This is a genomic window from Acinetobacter sp. YH12049 (assembly GCF_013419875.1).
Lineage (GTDB): Bacteria > Pseudomonadota > Gammaproteobacteria > Pseudomonadales > Moraxellaceae > Acinetobacter > Acinetobacter amyesii.
Genome location: NZ_VOZH01000028.1, coordinates 22,669 through 39,031, shown reverse-complemented (window position 1 = coordinate 39,031; position 16,363 = coordinate 22,669). Strand labels below are relative to the sequence as shown.

Genomic DNA, 16,363 nt, shown 5'->3' with positions numbered 1-16,363 from the left:
TTTCACCCCACTAGAAGGTTAGAGCCTGTGACCAGAGTGCGTCTACCTGTTCTGTAGACAATCCCATTAAATTTGCCATGAATAATAAACTTGGGCTTGTTCTGATAAATGTGGTTGCATCCTGCCATTCGATTTTGATGATCTGCTTTTGTATTCCATCTGGGATTTGCTCAATCAGTGTTTCAATGTCCGCGAGACTATAGCCATTGGTTACAAGTGCAAGGCGAAATTGTCTGCGCGTTAATGCTGGCACTGGCGGGGTTTCGTAAGTCACAGCCCAGACATAGTTTTTATTAAACTGTGCTAGCGCGTTTAAGATTTGACGCTTATCACCACCACACTGATTGACTAGCTCACACACGCCTGCAAACTCTGGCGTAATTGTGCAGCTGCTTTCAGTGATTTCGAGTTGATGAATCTCAACACCGTCTTTATTTGATACAAGTTTTAGCATTTGTTTGAATCCTCGGGTTTTGGCAACAAAACGTAGTTTGTTGTGTTGCGATCTACTTTTCTGTAAAAAACTGCTTTCTTTAAAATTGATACACGCAAGCCGTAGCTTTGTGCATGTGAAGCATGTGCCAACCAAGATTGCATTGACGCTTGAATGCGCTTGGCTGGAATCCTGCCTTTGCTGTACTGCTTTTTCATAAAACGGATTTTTCTATGAATCCGCGAAATTGAACTTTTACGCACGCGCCTGTGTGTGGGCCACATTTGATAACCCAAAAAATCCAATGCTCGTCCGTTCTTGACGGACACTGGAAATATTTGTGTTTTTGCATTGGTTTGGAGCTTTAGCTTCTCAAATAGGAATCGCTCTACATCAATGCGTAAATGACGCAAGTGATCCTTGTTGTGATGAAAGATACAGAAGTCATCCATATATCTCAGATAGTGCTTCTCGCACAGCCGATATTTCACATATTCATCCAGCTCATGCAGATATATGTTTGCAAATAGCTGTGATGTTAGGTTGCCAATAGGTATTCCGACACCGCCACCGGATGAATCTATAATGTCATCCGTCAGTTTGAGTAGTTTCTTGCATGATGTTTTCTTTCTGATCAGGCTTTTCATGATCTCATGATCAATACTGTAGAAAAATTTGGATATATCTGCTTTGAATGCGTACAAAACGCCATGGTTTCTCAGTACCTTTTGCATCATGCGTTGTGCTTGATCTGCACCAACATGCGTACCTTTATTAACTCGGCAGGCATAGCTGTCGTCAATAAATCGTTTTTCCCAGATGGGTTCAATGACCAACAAGATAGCGTGCTGCACTACACGATCCCGGAACGGCAAAGCTGCAACATCGCGCTCTTTCGGCTCATATACCTTAAATATTCGATACTCACCTGTCTTGTACGTTCCCCAGATCAATTCGTTTTGTAATTGAATCAGGTTTTCTTCCAGATTTAATTCAAACTTTAAGACTTCACGCCGATCACGCTTGCCGCGCCGGGCCTTCAAATATGCGTTATACAAATTTTCAAAGTCGTAAACCTGACTAAACAGATTGTTGTAAGTAATTGTCATGTATCTCTCAAAAAGAAAGCGGCATAAGTTTTCGCTATTGCTACTCAGCTATGCCGCCTGTTTAGTTTTTTAGATTTTCATCTAAGGAGTGTGCATCCTTTTAAAGTGTTCTGTCCTAGCCCCCATTAGGGATTAAGCTTCTGACACGCTCTAAGAGCTGGACGCGCCCCGATATTCGTATTCGTGTTCGAGCGAGCGTTATTCAAGTTCAGGGCGAACACGCCAGCATTGGCTGCGTTGTTCCAATTGCCGCCACGGATGGGAAGGGACCGTCGTTGTAACGCACACCCCTATCTGCCGTTACCGACAAATGCTTTGATCCAGCCACCAACCATGCGGCCGATCTCATTGTTTAGTCTTGACCAATATTCATATTTCTTAAAATCCAGATAACCCAGTTCTTTTGAGATGCGAATTTGGGCGCGCAATAAATCAAGTTCAGCATCTAATTCTTGCAATGTGGTCTTTTTGTGATAACGCTTATTACATACAACAATCAGTCTTAAAATTCCCCACATGACTTGCCGAATTTCTGCAGCAAGCACATGCTTTTCAAATTTCGGAAATTGACGCAATGCGATATAACCGTATGCGATCATTTCCTCACACTTTTGTCTGATTAATAAATCACTAGACACAAAACTACTCACAAATTAAAAATAAGAACGTGCGCTATCGCGCGCGTAAACAGATGACACAAAACAGATTACAGATTCACGAAAGCTGGACGCGCCCCGAGAGACGTATTCGTGTACGAGCGAGCGTAAATCAAGAACAGGGCGAACATGCCAGCACCGGCTGCGTGGCTCCAATCGCCGCCACGGATGGGCGTACGCTCCCCCGCGTCAATGGCTTTAGCGAAATAATCGCTATTAAATTTGGCTGTGTCTTCAACAACAGGGTACAAACATAACGCTTTCAAGCGAGCCAATGCAGTCGCGCTTACGGGTTTGGTTGTAGACAAGTTGCGGATCGCACCAAAGTTAGTGCCATTAATTGTGTAGTCTGCTGTGCCGCTATTCGCAAATTTCACCATACCAGACGTTGTACCGTTGCCGTCTGGTGTGACTAGATTGCCTGTTACAGCATCTATTGCTTTCCATTGCGCTGACGTTGCTGACATATCAATTGTATGTAGTGCTGCGTTATTGTCTGCAATGACTTGAATTTCGCCATTTATTAAACGCATACCTGCGCTCCATTCCCAGACATTGCCTGCCAAATCCGCGATGCCGCTAGGCTTGCGGTTATGTCGCCATTCGACTGGCCCTGAACCTGTAAGCGTTCGCGCTGTGCCTGCTGTATTGCCTGGATCAATTCCGTCTTGTCTGCGCCCAATCAATAACGGATTTTCAGAACTGCGTCCGTAATACGTGTTGCCAAACGGTTGCGTATCGTTTTTATAGCACTGCAACGCTACAGCCGACCATTCTGCATTTGTCATCAAGTGATGGCCCGCACCACATGCGCGGGCGTATGTTGAGAAGTTGTCAAAATTGATTGATGCCGAAGGGTCTACATTTGGCAGACTTAATAACTCACCATTGACCAATTTTCCAAGATACGTGCCCACAAAGATTTCAGGCTTTTCTACACCGTTTACGATAAACGCTGGATGTATGCCGCTTAATGACGCATCAATCGTTGATAAATCAAACTTTTGAATGATGTTCATATAGGTTGGCTGACCCTTGGCTGTGTAAAGCACAGTCTGCTCGCCACCGCTGGCCGCTTCAACGGATTGACGCAATGAGTCTTTGATTAAGATTGTGAGTTCACTTTTATCTGCTTCAATTCCAAGTTTTGTGCGGGTTTTAGGTACGGTTAGCGCACCGTCGGGGGCGCCGAGATGCGCATACAGCTCATCGTCATTTGCTTGTAGTTTTGCCGAACCTGTTCGGAACGTATCACCACCTGCGCCAGTTGGTGCTGTGCCTTGATTAATTGTTTGTTTAGCCATGATGATTCTCGATAGTTAAGATTAAGCTGTTGCAGGCAGGCGATTACCGATCAACCCTTCCGTTGATCCGATCATGTGTGTTGTTGAGCCGATTCTCGGACCTTTATCAACAAGCCCTTGTGCAATTCTTGTGGTTCGCGGTGTGTATAACCCCGCAGCAAGATTGGTTGTTTTCATTAGCTCCCCTTTTTATGTTGAGACAATGATGGTGTCGTTGTTTGATGGGTAGCTCACCCAGACCCACAAGTCGCCCAGCGCCCCATCGCTATAAACCTGCATGTCTTGATGGGATGCTTCTAAGTCGGTGGGCTGGCTGGGTCCAAAAGCGAATCTGAATCGGTTGTGATGTGACTGGATATATGCTGGCAAATTGGCTGCAGCAATTTTTTTGCGGTGTTGTGGTTAGTTTGACTTTTTGGGTTGGCATGCGTTTTTCTCACAAAAAACCCTCAATTGAGGGTATAAAGTTGATTGAGGTTAAGGGTAAAAGACTTGGGTAAAGGTTGTTGAGATTCGCCACGTGTCACCACCTAAGCAGACAGGATTGTATTCACCCGCCTTGACTCGAACCTCGCCATCTAACGGTGAATCCCACAAGAATGAATCAGCACCCTTGTGTGCATCAAAAAATGCCTTGATCTCTAGAATCAAAGCCTTTTTTCCGGTCTTGCTGAATTGCCATGTACCCGATCTATTGTTGATACCAACCGAGATATTTTGCTCATAACCATCACCAAATTTGCTCGAAAGCGTATTGAATGATGAGGCTTGAGAGTTGCCCTCTAAGTCTTGGCACCATGTAAATTTTTGGTTGCTCATTTTGCTAATAAGCCCCCTTGACGCTGTTCTTGACGAATAATGGCACGCACTGAATTGCCAATTAATATGGCAATCTGTTTTTGATCCTGAGTATTGCCACCTGATGTACTAACACCAGAATCAGTGACATTCACTTGAATTGTGATATCTCCACCGTTCTTTTGATTGGCAATCATGCCTTTCAAATCGGCATTGGTTCGACTATCAACAACTCGCTCGCCCTTATCTAAAAGCCAAGTGCCTTCTTTTGGGATGTTGTCGATACCATCATGGGCCATACCTACAGGAGTTGCTGCCTGAATCATTGAAACAAATGTTCCAGATTCGATAGTCGCTAAAGCTGCTGCGCCCATTTTTTGCCAAACAGTACCCGGTTCATTGGCATAAGCATCGGATGCAGCTTTCCAGACATTCATACCAGCTTGAGCCAATGCAAAAGATCGTTGAGCGTAAAAGAGAGCTTGGTATGTAGATGATGATTCACCCAACATTGTCCCTAGCATATTAGATAATGCGCCTGTGACTTGTTCACCATACCCAAGTTGCAGCCCATAAGATCCTTGCTGATAGGCAGATTCAATTGCGGTCATTCGTTCATGATGCGCTTGCCATATTGCTTCTCTTTGCTCAGCAGTTTCAGCTAAAGCCATCTGTGCATCAAAAAGTTCTTGCGACTGATCGTATCGATGAAATCTTTCACTTTCGAGATTGTATCGATCGCTGCTTCCTGTCATGTCTGAATAGGTGCCGCCCCACGCCGACATTGCAGAATCTGCTCGTGCTAGTTTGTCAGCTTGGATGTAAGACAGTTCTAAGCGAGCTTTGTCTTCGAGTGCTGCTTTTCGCAAATCCAATTCGTTTTTATTAAGTCCGCGCTGAGCATCAAGACGAAGCTTATTAATATTTAGTTCATCTTTAAGTTTGTCTTCTTCAGTTTTACGATGCCCAAACAACTCATCCTCAAGTTCTGCAAAGTACGCTTTCTTCCTTGCTTCAGCTTGTAGCTTGGCAACTTCTGAATAACGATCTTTCGCTTCCTGCTTTAAAGATGCACTGCGAATATCCTCAAGATCATTTTCTAAATCTTTTGCTATTCGTAGTTGCTCATCACCATACTCATAAATTAAACGCTTACCAAGTTCTACCGCTTGGTTATATTCGCGTTGCGCTTTGGCTGCATCAGATGTCGATTTTGCGTTTGATTTTGCGGCTTGAGTAGCTTCATTTTGCTTCTTCACCCATTCCTGAGAGCCCTTTGTAACACCCGCTTGGCTGCTCTGAATCTTAGCCATTTGTTTAGTAGCAGCACTAGCAGTATCTGAATACAGTCTGTTAATGGAGTTTGCTACATCCTCGATAACTTTATTGTTATCTTGAGCAGCCATTGCAATACCACTGTTTTCAGAGGTTCTTGCGGCAGCAGTGCCGAGTATTGCGCTCTTGAAGAAATTTATACCAGTCCACTTCTTCCAACCAGATTCGACCTCCATGTGCTTTTTAGCCACATTTGCATCGTAAGCCAATCCTGCAATTGAATTGGATAGAAGTTTAATTGTTGCATAAACACCCATACCTGTTGCTGCAACACCCTTAAATACCTCGCCAAGCAATTCACCTGCATCTGCCATCATGTTTGTATTCACAGTGGCATCAGACATGGCATCCCCCACAGAAACAAGCGCTGGCATTAAACCTTGGATAAATTGGTTTGTTGCCCCTTGAACCTGCAGATCTAATAATCCAAGCTGTACTTTTAGTTCTGCAGCCTTGGCGATGGCTGATTCATCCATGATGACACCAGCGCGTTCAGCCGCATCTGCCCAAAACTTAAATCCCTCACCTCCTTGTTTAAGCAACGGGATTAAATTAGTTGTGTCCGAGGCCATGCTTTCCAAATAAAAAGACATTTGTTGCTGAGTGACACCCGCTTCCTCAAGCTTATCTACATACAATTGAAGTGCTTTGGGTCCAGATAGGTTTTGTATTTCTAAAGCAAGTTTTCTTGCTCCTTCAGCACTACCTTCTGTTTTAATGGCAATTTGTTCAAAAAAATCTACAGCACCCCCCGAACCAATTGTGATGAATTCCCCTAGCTTTTCATTGAAATCTTTTAACTGGTCTGCGAGCTTTTCTTGGCTGATACCCATTGTTTGAGCACCAACTGCCATTGCTTGAAATTCTTGATTGCTGGCATTCGCAATACTTGAAAAAATACGCAGTTCTTGCGCTGCATCAGCATAGTTCTTAGCCATTGCAAATGCGGCTGCCCCCGCTGCAGCAGCACCCGCCACTGCAACTGAGCCAAAACTATTGACATGCTTGCGCATGCTTTCAAAACTTTGCTTAGTTTGTTTTTCTGCGTCTTTAATTGGCCCAACAAAGCTGCCAATCTTGGCAACCAAATCTAATGTCAACGTTCCAAGCTTGGTACTCATACAAAACCTCATGCAATAAAAACCCCGCTTTCGCGAGGTTGTACTTTTTTATAAACTTATTTATTTCATAGCTTCTAAGCACTTAAGGTGCACATCATTTGCAAAATCCACTCTTTGCCTATCTCTATATGATTGATCAGTGAACACTGGCTGCTTATAAGCCTCTATTACAATTTCTTTAAGTAGCTGTTTGGAGTCATCTGGTAGATTCGCCATGGCGTCTACCTTTTTAAAGACATTATTCATCGGCACATTTGCTTGATGGTGTCCCATGGTTTGTTCCGAAAATTGCGCTATATCAGCACAAGCTTTCTCTGCCTGTACAATGCTGTTTGCATTGTTTTTACTACATGATGCAATGCCTAAAACAACTAGGCATACTAATATTTTGTTCACATCCAACCCCTTTTATTATTAGGAGCTAAAATACTAATTATTTTAGAAAAAAGAAATCAAGTTAACCTGATTTCCTCTTAATTGCTTTCATTCGCTCTTCTTCAAATGTAGATTCAGGAATATCCTCATGAACCATGAATTGACGAGGATCTTCAATTTGCTTATCTTTGGGCAACTTCGTGTTTAAGTAGCGCGCAAAAAGACGACCAAATTCTTGCTCTAGCCGCCTTCCCAAATACAATGTTCCCCTTTTTTGACGAAAAGCTTTCCAAATGTGTAGTTCGAGATGACTCAGGTTTTGTCTTGCTTCTGCAATGGTTCTTCCGCCGATCCCACAACTGACGAGTTCGCAGAAGAATTCAGACTCTTCATCGAGATCCAGTACTTTCCCGTGAAGTTAATCACTTCATCTGCCGCCAAATACATGGCGATTTTAATTTCATCAGAGACAGTACCAATGCTCTTCAAATCTGGAAAGAATGGTTTGTCATTGGCTTCATAAATTGATTGAATAAGCATTGCTGCACGATACTGTTCAATCGTATGCTTTTCACTTTCTTTAAGACCTAAAATATCAGTGATATTTGCAACTTCATCAGAAGTAAGCACTTTGACAAGAATTTCACCTTTAAATGTTTCACCATTTACATCACGAAATTTAATTGTTTTTTCAACAAAAGAACCAATGCCAACTGCTTTTTTCGCTGTTTCTAAAGTGAGTTTAGCCATTATGAATTCACCTTAAATTGATCAATCACTTCAGTTTGGCGCTTCATTGGAATCGTGTGATTCACCATTGCATCTACAGCAAACACTGGTGAGCCTTTTCGCAAGATTGCTTCAAAACTTGACCAAGTTCGTGTTTCAGGAAGCTCAATATCACTGCCTGTCAATGTTGGTTCTGCAATACCATCCGACCAACCCACATATACTTCTACTTTTTCCTTAGCTGCCGCCAATTCAAGCAATTTCATATGTGAACCATTTTTCGGGTCGGTATCAATTTGAATAGAACCTTCACCCGGTGTCACCAAACCATACTCAGAAGTTTTTGTACTGGTTTCTTCCAAGCAAGTCGTGTCAACTTCTGATGCGCTATCATCACCAAGTACCAAAGCTTTAATACAACCCATTTTGGTTAATGTCGGTACAGTGCCATGGACGATCCACACTGCTGTACCATTAGATAAAACACCTTTCTTTTGTGCTGCCATGAGTAGCTACTCCTCAAATTTTTGGCATAAAAAAACCACCTTTCGGTGGTATATAAAACAAATTAATTAATGACTCATACGCCCGACCAGTAACTCATATCCCAGCCGCGGCCAAATAGTTTTGTTTCAAAATCTTCATTATCTGGATGCTTTCCTTGATAGAAAAAACCAATCTTTTCTAACACTTTTACTGCACGTGAACGAATTCTTTCAGCTTCTTGAATATCGTCATGCCAAACCGAAAATTGATACTGGTTATTATCATTCACTGCGCCACAATCTAAAGCATGTTCAGGATCGGAACCGATTCCTTGAAAAACGATATATGGAACAGGTGTATCCAAGTCTGCAGTATTCGGAAAAATACGCACACCCAGTAATGGCCCCAAAATATCATCCGCCTTAAGCGCTCGTGAAATTTCAACCGTCATGATGCTAACTCCTTATCCAGCTCTGCATTAAACACTTCAGCAAATTTGGTTGTCACAGCATTAAAATTATTAAAAAATGCAATTCGCATAAAAGGAATGGCAGGCTGATATTTAGTTCCAAACTCTATATAACGCCAGTGCCGAGTATCTCCACCGCTCAACCCAGCTGTGCTGATCGAATGCTGGTTTTGACTTGCGCCTCCTCTAATACCAACGCGCATTTTAATATCGTTAGCACTTTGAGTTTTCCCTGCCTGAACTGCAATATTTTTATGAATCATTGCGACAGTTTCAGGGTCATCAATTGACTTTGCATTTGTACGAGCCGCATCTCTTACAATGTTCATTGCTTTACGGGCTGCTTTACGTGCAATAGATTTTGCTTTTTTAGGATTGGCCAATCGATCTAATTTAGACTTAACCTCATCCAATCCTTTTATTTTAAAATCAACTGACATATCACCCGCCTTGGGCGTGCTCTGTACCCTGAGAAAGTAAAAAAGTCATGTATTCGTTGCCGCTATTGTTGTCTTCTAAGGCTTGGCTATCAATTGCGTAAATTTGGTCCTTATAAACAACGCGCATAGTCGTATTAATATCTTCACGATAACGCAGTTTTAAGCGGGCAACGACTTTGGATTGATTCGCCTGTGCCGCAATCAAATCCTTGCCGGACAGATGCGTCACTTTAGCCCAGAGTTTTCTGTATTCAGTCCAAGCTACATGGATCGGATAGCCATCTGCATCACGATCAGGCCCTTTTTGTTGAATCATCACACGATGGCGTAATTCACTTGCTAAATTCATAATCTAGCCATCCAAATATCCGGATAATGAAGATTCATTATCCTCATCATCTTGTATAAGCTCAGCAATCAGATCGTTATTTTGATCAACAATTTGCGCCAAAACTTTGTTTTGCTCAGCGTGACTATTGATCAGTGCTGTGTGACTGTTGATCAATGCTGTGATCTGCTGACTTTGGTTGTTTATTGTTTCCAACATTTGATGCACCAAGCTGCTGCAGCAGTTTTTGCATTCGCAGCTTTGCGCGCTGGGTGTGTTTTCTAATCCACTCACGTCTTTCCTCACATCCTGAACAGGTCATTTCACACCACCAAAGGAACATAATATTTCGATAGCAAATCTTTCACTGGCTGCGGCAAAAATCCATCATTTGAAGGCGTGTCTTTATTTACTCCACGATGTTCATCGAAATAACCACACATCATCAAAACTGCCCGCTGCTGAATTTTGTTTTCAGGATCATATTTCGTCAGTACATGATCTTTTACAGCTTGCTCTGCACTGTCCATAATGGATTGCAGGTCTAAAGCCACAATATCGTCATCGTCATAGCGAAGATGACGAGCCACGTCATTCACTGTTAGCGCCATCACCTTCTCCATTTGATTTACCAGAACCCGAAGCAAAGGGATCATCTTTCTGATCACGCTTCGAAATTGCTTCAAGTGAATAGTTTTGCTGCTGCATGTATGGCGTATCACCGCCAGTTTTAGGTTCGTAATTGAATACTGCCCGTGCTTCGTTTGGTGCAAAAATACCGCGCTGCACGCCAAGCGAATAAAAGTTCATTTGCGACATACTGTCCATGCGAAGCAAAGTTGAAAGATCAAGAAATACTTCATAGCCTTTGGCTTTTAAGTCAAAAGCAGCATCAAAGCAGTTTTCAATCGCTTCAATTGGACTTTGCAAACAACTATTCAGATAGATCCGTTCCATGTCTTCAACTTTTTGCCCTTGTGGAATACTGCCAATGCCAATTTTCCAAGGCGGGACATTAAAGACAGAACAACAAATTTCAGCAGACCATTTATGCTGCTCGATCATTTGCGCATCTGCAGCGGGCATAGACATCGCAATGTATTTAACATCACCGCCAAGTACTGCAGTTTTGCCAATGTTTTCACCTGAATAATTTTCTTCCCAGCCTTCTTTGATGCGCTTTGCATCTTCTTCTTCAATTTTTCCTGGCATTGTCAAAATGCCACTTGGTCGACCGTTATTACCAAAGAATTTGGCACCATATTTTTGAATAGCCGTCCCTTGCGAAGCTGATAAACCACAAGCGACCAAAGGGCTAATCCCAACCAGCGGATGGTACAAGCAGTTCCAACGGTCATGAATGATTTCAGAAGCAGGTAAGATGATTGATTCTGTTTGTTTGGCCAACTTATCAATGCCAATCCGGTAGAAAACATCACCCTCATCACTGACCAAAGGCGTCACATTGTCAGGATTTAATACAATGAGCTGCTCTACATCACCTTTAAAATTTCGCAGCTTGAGCACATAAGTATTGCCGCGGGTTTCTTTGGAAATGATGTAATACTCAAGAAACTGCTGCATGGTTTGAAAATGATTTGGTTTTTCAAAAAATGGCAGATTCTTGTCCTTGGTTTTGACCCATACGCCATTTTCTTTTTTGCGAAGCTCCAATGGCAGCTTGCCAATATCTTTTGAAATGATAGAAATGCAGGCAAAAACAGCATGAAATGAAAGTAAGTCTTCACGATTTAGCTCTATATTTCGCTGCCATGCGCCCATGAATGGTTCCAGTATTCGCCATCCGCCACCGCCATTTACCGGTGATAAGGATTTTTTGCGAAACATATTGCTAAAAAGACCCATTAAATTCACCCTTATTTAGACGCTTTTGAGCCTTTTTTGGCAGGCTTTTCGGTTTCTGGTAACGGTTCTGGTTGCTGAGCCATATCACCAAAGTCATCTACTACAGGACGACCATTTAAATTTAATAAAGCATCTGGCGGTATCTGCTCATATTCTTTTTCAGCTGCTAAACGTGCAGCTTCAGTTTGTTCTGAATCATCAAAAATTTCAGCAGCACCCATTTTAATCAGTACATTTGCTTCATAGTCTTGCAGGCTATGTACAGTGCCAGCACGACCAGAGCAAAGGTCTTTTAAAAATTTAACTTTTGGCATTTTCTTGGTCCATAAAAAAGCCCCTTAAAAATAAGGGGCTTTGTGGCAATTTAATTTAGAGTTTAAGTTTATGTAAATTGAATATAACCAGCGGCAATTCCACGTGCTTTCCAGCGAATGAAGCGTTCTCCGCGAATCGCGATTAAATCACTTTGGTATAAACTCACCCATTGTGGCGCAGCATCAGTACCTGTATTGATTGAGGCTTCTGAACTGATTGCAAAATCTACAGCGCCATCATCAGCTAGTAAAATTTGTGATGGAATAACCAACACAATCTTATCGGTACAAGCAGCAGAAATTTCAACAGGCAAAGTAAGAAGCTCTTTAGCACCGTTAATATTCATTCCTTCAAAATATTTTTTGCCCAGTGCATCACGCAGCACACTTAACTTAGCAGCACGGGTTTCAGACATCACCCATGTTGCACCTTCCAAAGTTAAGCCAGCATCAGTAGCCTGTTTAATTACCGCTGCCAAATCAGCTTCAATAGCTGCACCTGTTTCGCCAGTACTACCCACAGGGGTCACACCATTTAGAATAGAAGCTGGGCTATCTGTAGCTTCAGCTTTCGCAGGATCAAAGAACTGACCATCAATGAATGCCGCTGTCGATTTAATTAAATCATCAAGTACCAATCCATCGGCCTTCGGATTCGAAAAGCGTACTAACTCTTCCGAAAGCATCACAATCCCCGCCACTTTTGATTTCGTCAAAGTGATACTGCCAAATGTTGGATTAGTCACTGGTTTAGTTTTAGCCTCACCCACCCAGCCAACTGTTGATGTGCCAGTTTGTGATGGAACTTTCACATTAAATGGAACTTGACGCATTTTAGATGCAAGCTTATCTACTGCGGTTTTACCACGCAGCAATTCAATAAACTCACCTGAAAGGACTTGATAATCAACAAGTGATTCACCAAAGGTTGGCTCTGACGTTGTACCAATTAGAGCTTTTTGTGTAACTGCATTTTTTACAATCTCTGGTGCATGCCAAGAGTCCAACACTTGTGACGCAGTCACTGCGCCTTTGCTCAATGCAGCAACAGCCTGTGCTTTAACAGCAATTGCATAACCAATACCTTTTGGTAAGTTGCTTTCAGTTTCAACAATTGGCGGGTTGCCTTGGGTAGAATTCAAACCTTTTTTAGAAGTATCACCTTCAATTGGTGTTGTACCGTCGCCCCAATCAGCTTGTGATTTCTGAATAGCTTCAAGACGGTCCTGATTTTTTTGCATCACAGCAATTTCATCCTGAAGACCTTTAATTTCAGCTTCAGTTGCTTCATCCGGCGTAACGCCCTTTGAAATTGATGCACCTGATTTCACAACAATTTGGTCTTGATGTGACTTAATATTTGCCTTTAATTTTGCAATCTGTTCAGCAAGTTTCATACGAGTTTTACTCCAAAAGATTTTGATGTTTCAGCCAATTTCACGACCAAATGTTTTGATTCAGGCTGCGTGACTACGGGCGGTTTACACGGCAGAGTTTTTTCCTGCTGCTCAGTATTTTGTTTAGTTGTCTGATCGGGATGGCAGAGTGTCTTAATGCCAGTGATTGTTGCTTCCTGATTCGCAGGAATCGTAACTGCCGATAATTCATACCAATCCCATTTAATGAATTTATAGCCCCAAGTGCCTTGAATATCCGCAACTTCAAGACCTCGGAATCCAATTGAAAGACCGCGAACCAAGCCTGTTTTAATACTGTCCCATGCTTCCTGCAGGCGCTTCTTCAATTCATCCGATTCAACTTCATCTGGTTTCACAAGCTGAATAACAACTTTGATTCCTTCATCTGTCACCTGAGCTTCAGTAACATTACCAATGGGCTGTCGTTTGTCGTGTTGCCACAAAAACGGCACTGGCAAAGTGAACTGTGCGCCTTTAGGCTCTACAACATCATCAACACGGTCAGGTGTCGGTGTCGTTGCAATTCCTTCAAGCTTCCACTCTTCATCATTGACTGATTTGACTTCGAGTAAGCTGTAAGCAAGCTTCATCGCTTTTCTACTCCTTGGTTTTACTTCGCTTTAAGCCTGCTTGAAGTGCTTCTAACTTTTCACAAGCCAAAAAAAATCGCTCATCAATGTGAGCGATTTCTTTATCTGATTTACCTGTCGTTGTGCAGGCCCCTAAATGGTTTTGAATTGCCAGCTGGTGACGAATTTCCTGTCGAATATTTTGATTTCTTGTCATACAAAAAATACCCCATAACTTTGCGCTGCAGCCTCTGGGTTAGCTGACATCAGCGCAACAGCATTAAATGTCGCAATCAGAGGATCAATTTTGGCTTTTCCTGATTCTTGTTTGCGGATTGTCATTGCATTGCCTTGGTAAACACCCTTTGCATTACCAACACACCAATTCATCATGCGCTGTCCAGCATGCAAAAATTTTCCTTCAGCAACTTTTCGCTCAGTCGTTTGCACATAACCTGAAAGCTGAAAGCCTTGCGGCACACCAATTAACAACTCAAATGGAATTTCTTCAAGCAGACCATCCTGCAACGATGGCATACCCAACTTATCCAAACCAATTGCCGCTTTTTCAGGAAGCTTACCAGCGTCATAAATTCGCCTGCAAATTTGAGCAGCTTGACGAACGTCATCACCTACATTTTGGACAATAACTAAATCACCATCTTGCTCAAAATCCTTGAGTGCCGGCGCAATTTCCTGACGACGCTCAAGCGCAATTGGATGCGCCCAGGCACGATTCCAGCAGTACCATTTTGAACGATCATGCTTATCACGACCAATTACGGCCATTCCAAACAAGTCATCAAGACCACCTCCATCGAACCCAATAGTGCAAATCTCACTTAGATCCAATATCGACTCTACAAAAAGTTTATCTTTGTATGCTGAAAGCATCCAAAAATCTGCACCTGCCCAACGATCTGCACGCTTGTTCATGCCAATTTCGACATTCAAATATTTCGCCAAGAAAATTTGAACTGAATCTGCACCACTCTCTTTCGCCTGCTCATACTTATTCAGCAAATAACGAATATGGGTAGAACGCCCTAAGTTGGGATTGGTCACGTAGAAATAGTCTGGGTTCAGATAGCTTTCATCATCAATCATGCTTTGCGGAAATTCGTACAGCAACGGCAAGAATGATGGATTGATAATCTCACCATCACGCACCTTTCGAGCATAATCCAATTTCTTTTTAAACACGCCAGCTGGCGGTTCATCTGACTGCGTAGACAACCAAATCAGGAAACCTTCCGGGAAAGAAGCCATACCGCCTGTGGCCTCTTCAAGCATGGCTTCAGCATTGGCACGTTTGCCAAAAATCCAAAGCTCATCCACAAGAATATAAGCCCCTTTTTTACCGCCTACAGATCCGGTATCCGCTGCTACAACTGCCAAAGTTGCTTTGGTCTTACGATGTGTGACGGTTCGAGTATGTTCTGACACGCTAAACAGCGCATTCAACTTTGGATCTTCACGAATCATGTCGCGAATTGGTTTAAACGAGTTATCAGCAACTTCTTTTGTTGGGGCCAAAATAATAAATTCAGCAGAATGACGATCATTCAAAATAATCGCAGTCAGCATGATGCCCGCAGCAAGCGTTGATTTTGTATTTTTCTTGCTAATGAGCAGAAAAAATTCGTTGATTAAGCGTTCATTTTTTTCGTAATCGTAAGCACCAAAAATCACACCAACAAAATCAAAAACCCACTGCCCTGTGACTTCACCAACTTTAGGCTTTCCAGCAACATCAACCAGCGTCAGTTTCTTAAAAACATTCAAAGCCATTTCGGCTTCATCTGGGTACAACGGCGTGCAGGCAATCAGCGATTCCTTTGCCAGAATCTTCTTTTCCCAATCAGGGCAAGCTGTTGTCCAGATCGGGGACATTGAAGACATATCAACTCACTCTATGCTGACCCCGAGCTGCACGTTGATTACCAGCAGTTGCAAAGTCATTGTCATTTTCAGAAACATCACCAGCCGCATTTTCACGGCCTTGCTTTACACCCATTTCACCCACTTTGCCAAACTCATACGGCAAAGCAGCTTTGGCAGCTTCAATTCGCACTTTACGTTCCAAGCGTGCATTTTTATAAATTGATCGCAAAAACTCTAAAGAGTTTGTTACACTCTCCATCTCCTTGAAGTCGGCTTGTATCGCGGCTTCGCCCAAGGTCATAGATTCAAAGACCGCCGCCCCCTCTCCCCCTGATTTTACAAGCCCGTCCAGGTAGGTAATGACCTCGGGATTTTGCGCCAGCTGGCTGCCTTTCGACCCAGCCGACTTCTCTGAATAGCCCGCTTCAATGGCCGCTTGTTTATTTGACAGTTGCTTTCCAGTCTCTGGATCATTTTTCAGTTTGGCATGAGCAAATTTTTTCATCTGTTCAGTCAAAGCCATATTTTCACCTTCAATGCTGAATATTTAAAAAAATTAACCTAAATTTATGATTTTGAATAAAAAGTTTATTTACTTTTGCTCAAATCAGGAATTTTTTTACAAATGAGATTAGGGGGCGGTGTCCGCTGGGACCGAAATTTTTAAATTTTGATACCCCCCACGGGGTTAAATGCGCACCAATATGATGCAAGTCATTCATTTTATTA

23 protein-coding genes are annotated in these 16,363 nt (G+C 42.6%); all 23 read right to left on the bottom strand.

Going from position 1 to position 16,363, the window contains the following annotated elements:
• Window positions 1-10: 10 nt before the first annotated feature.
• The 23 genes from FTU05_RS12825 to FTU05_RS12715 all read right to left on the bottom strand — a co-directional run bounded on the left by FTU05_RS12825 (window position 11) and on the right by FTU05_RS12715 (window position 16,157).
• Window positions 11-454 (bottom strand): hypothetical protein, encoded by a 444-nt coding sequence (locus FTU05_RS12825; RefSeq protein ID WP_180165605.1) that lies wholly within the window; start codon window positions 452-454, stop codon window positions 11-13.
• The gene (locus tag FTU05_RS12820) at window positions 448-1,542 is read right to left on the bottom strand and encodes a reverse transcriptase/maturase family protein (protein ID WP_180165603.1); all 1,095 of its coding nucleotides are present in this window, start codon (window positions 1,540-1,542) and stop codon (window positions 448-450) included. Before FTU05_RS12820 ends, FTU05_RS12825 begins: the two co-directional genes overlap by 7 nt.
• Window positions 1,543-1,832: 290 nt before the next feature.
• The gene (gene avd, locus FTU05_RS12815) at window positions 1,833-2,180 is read right to left on the bottom strand and encodes a diversity-generating retroelement protein Avd (RefSeq protein ID WP_180165601.1); all 348 of its coding nucleotides are present in this window, start codon (window positions 2,178-2,180) and stop codon (window positions 1,833-1,835) included.
• A 68-nt stretch (window positions 2,181-2,248) separates the two neighbouring features.
• Entirely contained in the window at window positions 2,249-3,502 is a 1,254-nt protein-coding gene (locus FTU05_RS12810) for an SUMF1/EgtB/PvdO family nonheme iron enzyme (RefSeq protein ID WP_180165599.1), read from the bottom strand.
• A 21-nt stretch (window positions 3,503-3,523) separates the two neighbouring features.
• A complete protein-coding gene (locus FTU05_RS12805; RefSeq protein WP_180165597.1) occupies window positions 3,524-3,679 on the bottom strand; it encodes a hypothetical protein in 156 nt (51 codons plus the stop codon).
• A 300-nt stretch (window positions 3,680-3,979) separates the two neighbouring features.
• Entirely contained in the window at window positions 3,980-4,321 is a 342-nt protein-coding gene (locus FTU05_RS12800) for a phage tail protein (protein WP_180165595.1), read from the bottom strand.
• Window positions 4,318-6,756 (bottom strand): hypothetical protein, encoded by a 2,439-nt coding sequence (locus FTU05_RS12795; RefSeq protein WP_180165593.1) that lies wholly within the window; start codon window positions 6,754-6,756, stop codon window positions 4,318-4,320. The genes FTU05_RS12800 and FTU05_RS12795 overlap by 4 nt, the downstream gene beginning before the upstream one ends.
• Window positions 6,757-6,816: 60 nt before the next feature.
• Window positions 6,817-7,152 (bottom strand): hypothetical protein, encoded by a 336-nt coding sequence (locus FTU05_RS12790; protein WP_180165591.1) that lies wholly within the window; start codon window positions 7,150-7,152, stop codon window positions 6,817-6,819.
• Window positions 7,153-7,213: 61 nt separating this feature from the next.
• Window positions 7,214-7,387: a hypothetical protein gene (locus FTU05_RS12785; protein ID WP_257230124.1), complete on the bottom strand. Its 174-nt coding sequence runs from the start codon at window positions 7,385-7,387 to the stop codon at window positions 7,214-7,216.
• A 56-nt stretch (window positions 7,388-7,443) separates the two neighbouring features.
• Window positions 7,444-7,881 carry a hypothetical protein gene (locus FTU05_RS12780; protein WP_180165589.1) on the bottom strand — a complete coding sequence of 146 codons (438 nt, stop codon included), beginning with the start codon at window positions 7,879-7,881 and terminating at the stop codon, window positions 7,444-7,446.
• A complete protein-coding gene (locus FTU05_RS12775; protein WP_180165587.1) occupies window positions 7,881-8,366 on the bottom strand; it encodes a phage tail tube protein in 486 nt (161 codons plus the stop codon). Before FTU05_RS12775 ends, FTU05_RS12780 begins: the two co-directional genes overlap by 1 nt.
• Window positions 8,367-8,440: 74 nt before the next feature.
• Window positions 8,441-8,797: a DUF3168 domain-containing protein gene (locus FTU05_RS12770; RefSeq protein WP_180165585.1), complete on the bottom strand. Its 357-nt coding sequence runs from the start codon at window positions 8,795-8,797 to the stop codon at window positions 8,441-8,443.
• Window positions 8,794-9,255 carry an HK97-gp10 family putative phage morphogenesis protein gene (locus tag FTU05_RS12765; RefSeq protein ID WP_180165583.1) on the bottom strand — a complete coding sequence of 154 codons (462 nt, stop codon included), beginning with the start codon at window positions 9,253-9,255 and terminating at the stop codon, window positions 8,794-8,796. Before FTU05_RS12765 ends, FTU05_RS12770 begins: the two co-directional genes overlap by 4 nt.
• Window position 9,256: 1 nt before the next feature.
• Complete coding sequence (locus FTU05_RS12760; protein ID WP_218953392.1) at window positions 9,257-9,604, bottom strand: phage head closure protein; 348 nt, start codon at window positions 9,602-9,604, stop codon at window positions 9,257-9,259.
• Between the two features lie 3 nt (window positions 9,605-9,607).
• The gene (locus FTU05_RS12755) at window positions 9,608-9,802 is read right to left on the bottom strand and encodes a hypothetical protein (RefSeq protein WP_180165581.1); all 195 of its coding nucleotides are present in this window, start codon (window positions 9,800-9,802) and stop codon (window positions 9,608-9,610) included.
• Window positions 9,803-9,906: 104 nt separating this feature from the next.
• A complete protein-coding gene (locus FTU05_RS12750) occupies window positions 9,907-10,194 on the bottom strand; it encodes a head-tail connector protein (RefSeq protein ID WP_180165579.1) in 288 nt (95 codons plus the stop codon).
• Complete coding sequence (locus FTU05_RS12745; protein ID WP_257230123.1) at window positions 10,175-11,365, bottom strand: phage portal protein; 1,191 nt, start codon at window positions 11,363-11,365, stop codon at window positions 10,175-10,177. Before FTU05_RS12745 ends, FTU05_RS12750 begins: the two co-directional genes overlap by 20 nt.
• A 95-nt stretch (window positions 11,366-11,460) precedes the next feature.
• Window positions 11,461-11,763, bottom strand: coding sequence for a hypothetical protein (locus FTU05_RS12740; protein WP_180165575.1), 303 nt, complete (start codon window positions 11,761-11,763; stop codon window positions 11,461-11,463).
• 68 nt (window positions 11,764-11,831) lie between these two features.
• Window positions 11,832-13,160, bottom strand: coding sequence for a phage major capsid protein (locus tag FTU05_RS12735; protein ID WP_180165573.1), 1,329 nt, complete (start codon window positions 13,158-13,160; stop codon window positions 11,832-11,834).
• Complete coding sequence (locus tag FTU05_RS12730; RefSeq protein ID WP_180110044.1) at window positions 13,157-13,771, bottom strand: HK97 family phage prohead protease; 615 nt, start codon at window positions 13,769-13,771, stop codon at window positions 13,157-13,159. The genes FTU05_RS12735 and FTU05_RS12730 overlap by 4 nt, the downstream gene beginning before the upstream one ends.
• 7 nt (window positions 13,772-13,778) lie before the next feature.
• On the bottom strand, window positions 13,779-13,967 hold the full coding sequence (locus FTU05_RS12725) for a hypothetical protein (protein ID WP_180040767.1): 189 nt from the start codon (window positions 13,965-13,967) through the stop codon (window positions 13,779-13,781).
• Window positions 13,964-15,652 (bottom strand): terminase large subunit, encoded by a 1,689-nt coding sequence (locus FTU05_RS12720; protein ID WP_180165571.1) that lies wholly within the window; start codon window positions 15,650-15,652, stop codon window positions 13,964-13,966. Before FTU05_RS12720 ends, FTU05_RS12725 begins: the two co-directional genes overlap by 4 nt.
• A 1-nt stretch (window position 15,653) precedes the next feature.
• Window positions 15,654-16,157: a terminase small subunit gene (locus tag FTU05_RS12715; RefSeq protein WP_180120787.1), complete on the bottom strand. Its 504-nt coding sequence runs from the start codon at window positions 16,155-16,157 to the stop codon at window positions 15,654-15,656.
• Between the last annotated feature and the right edge of the window lie 206 nt (window positions 16,158-16,363).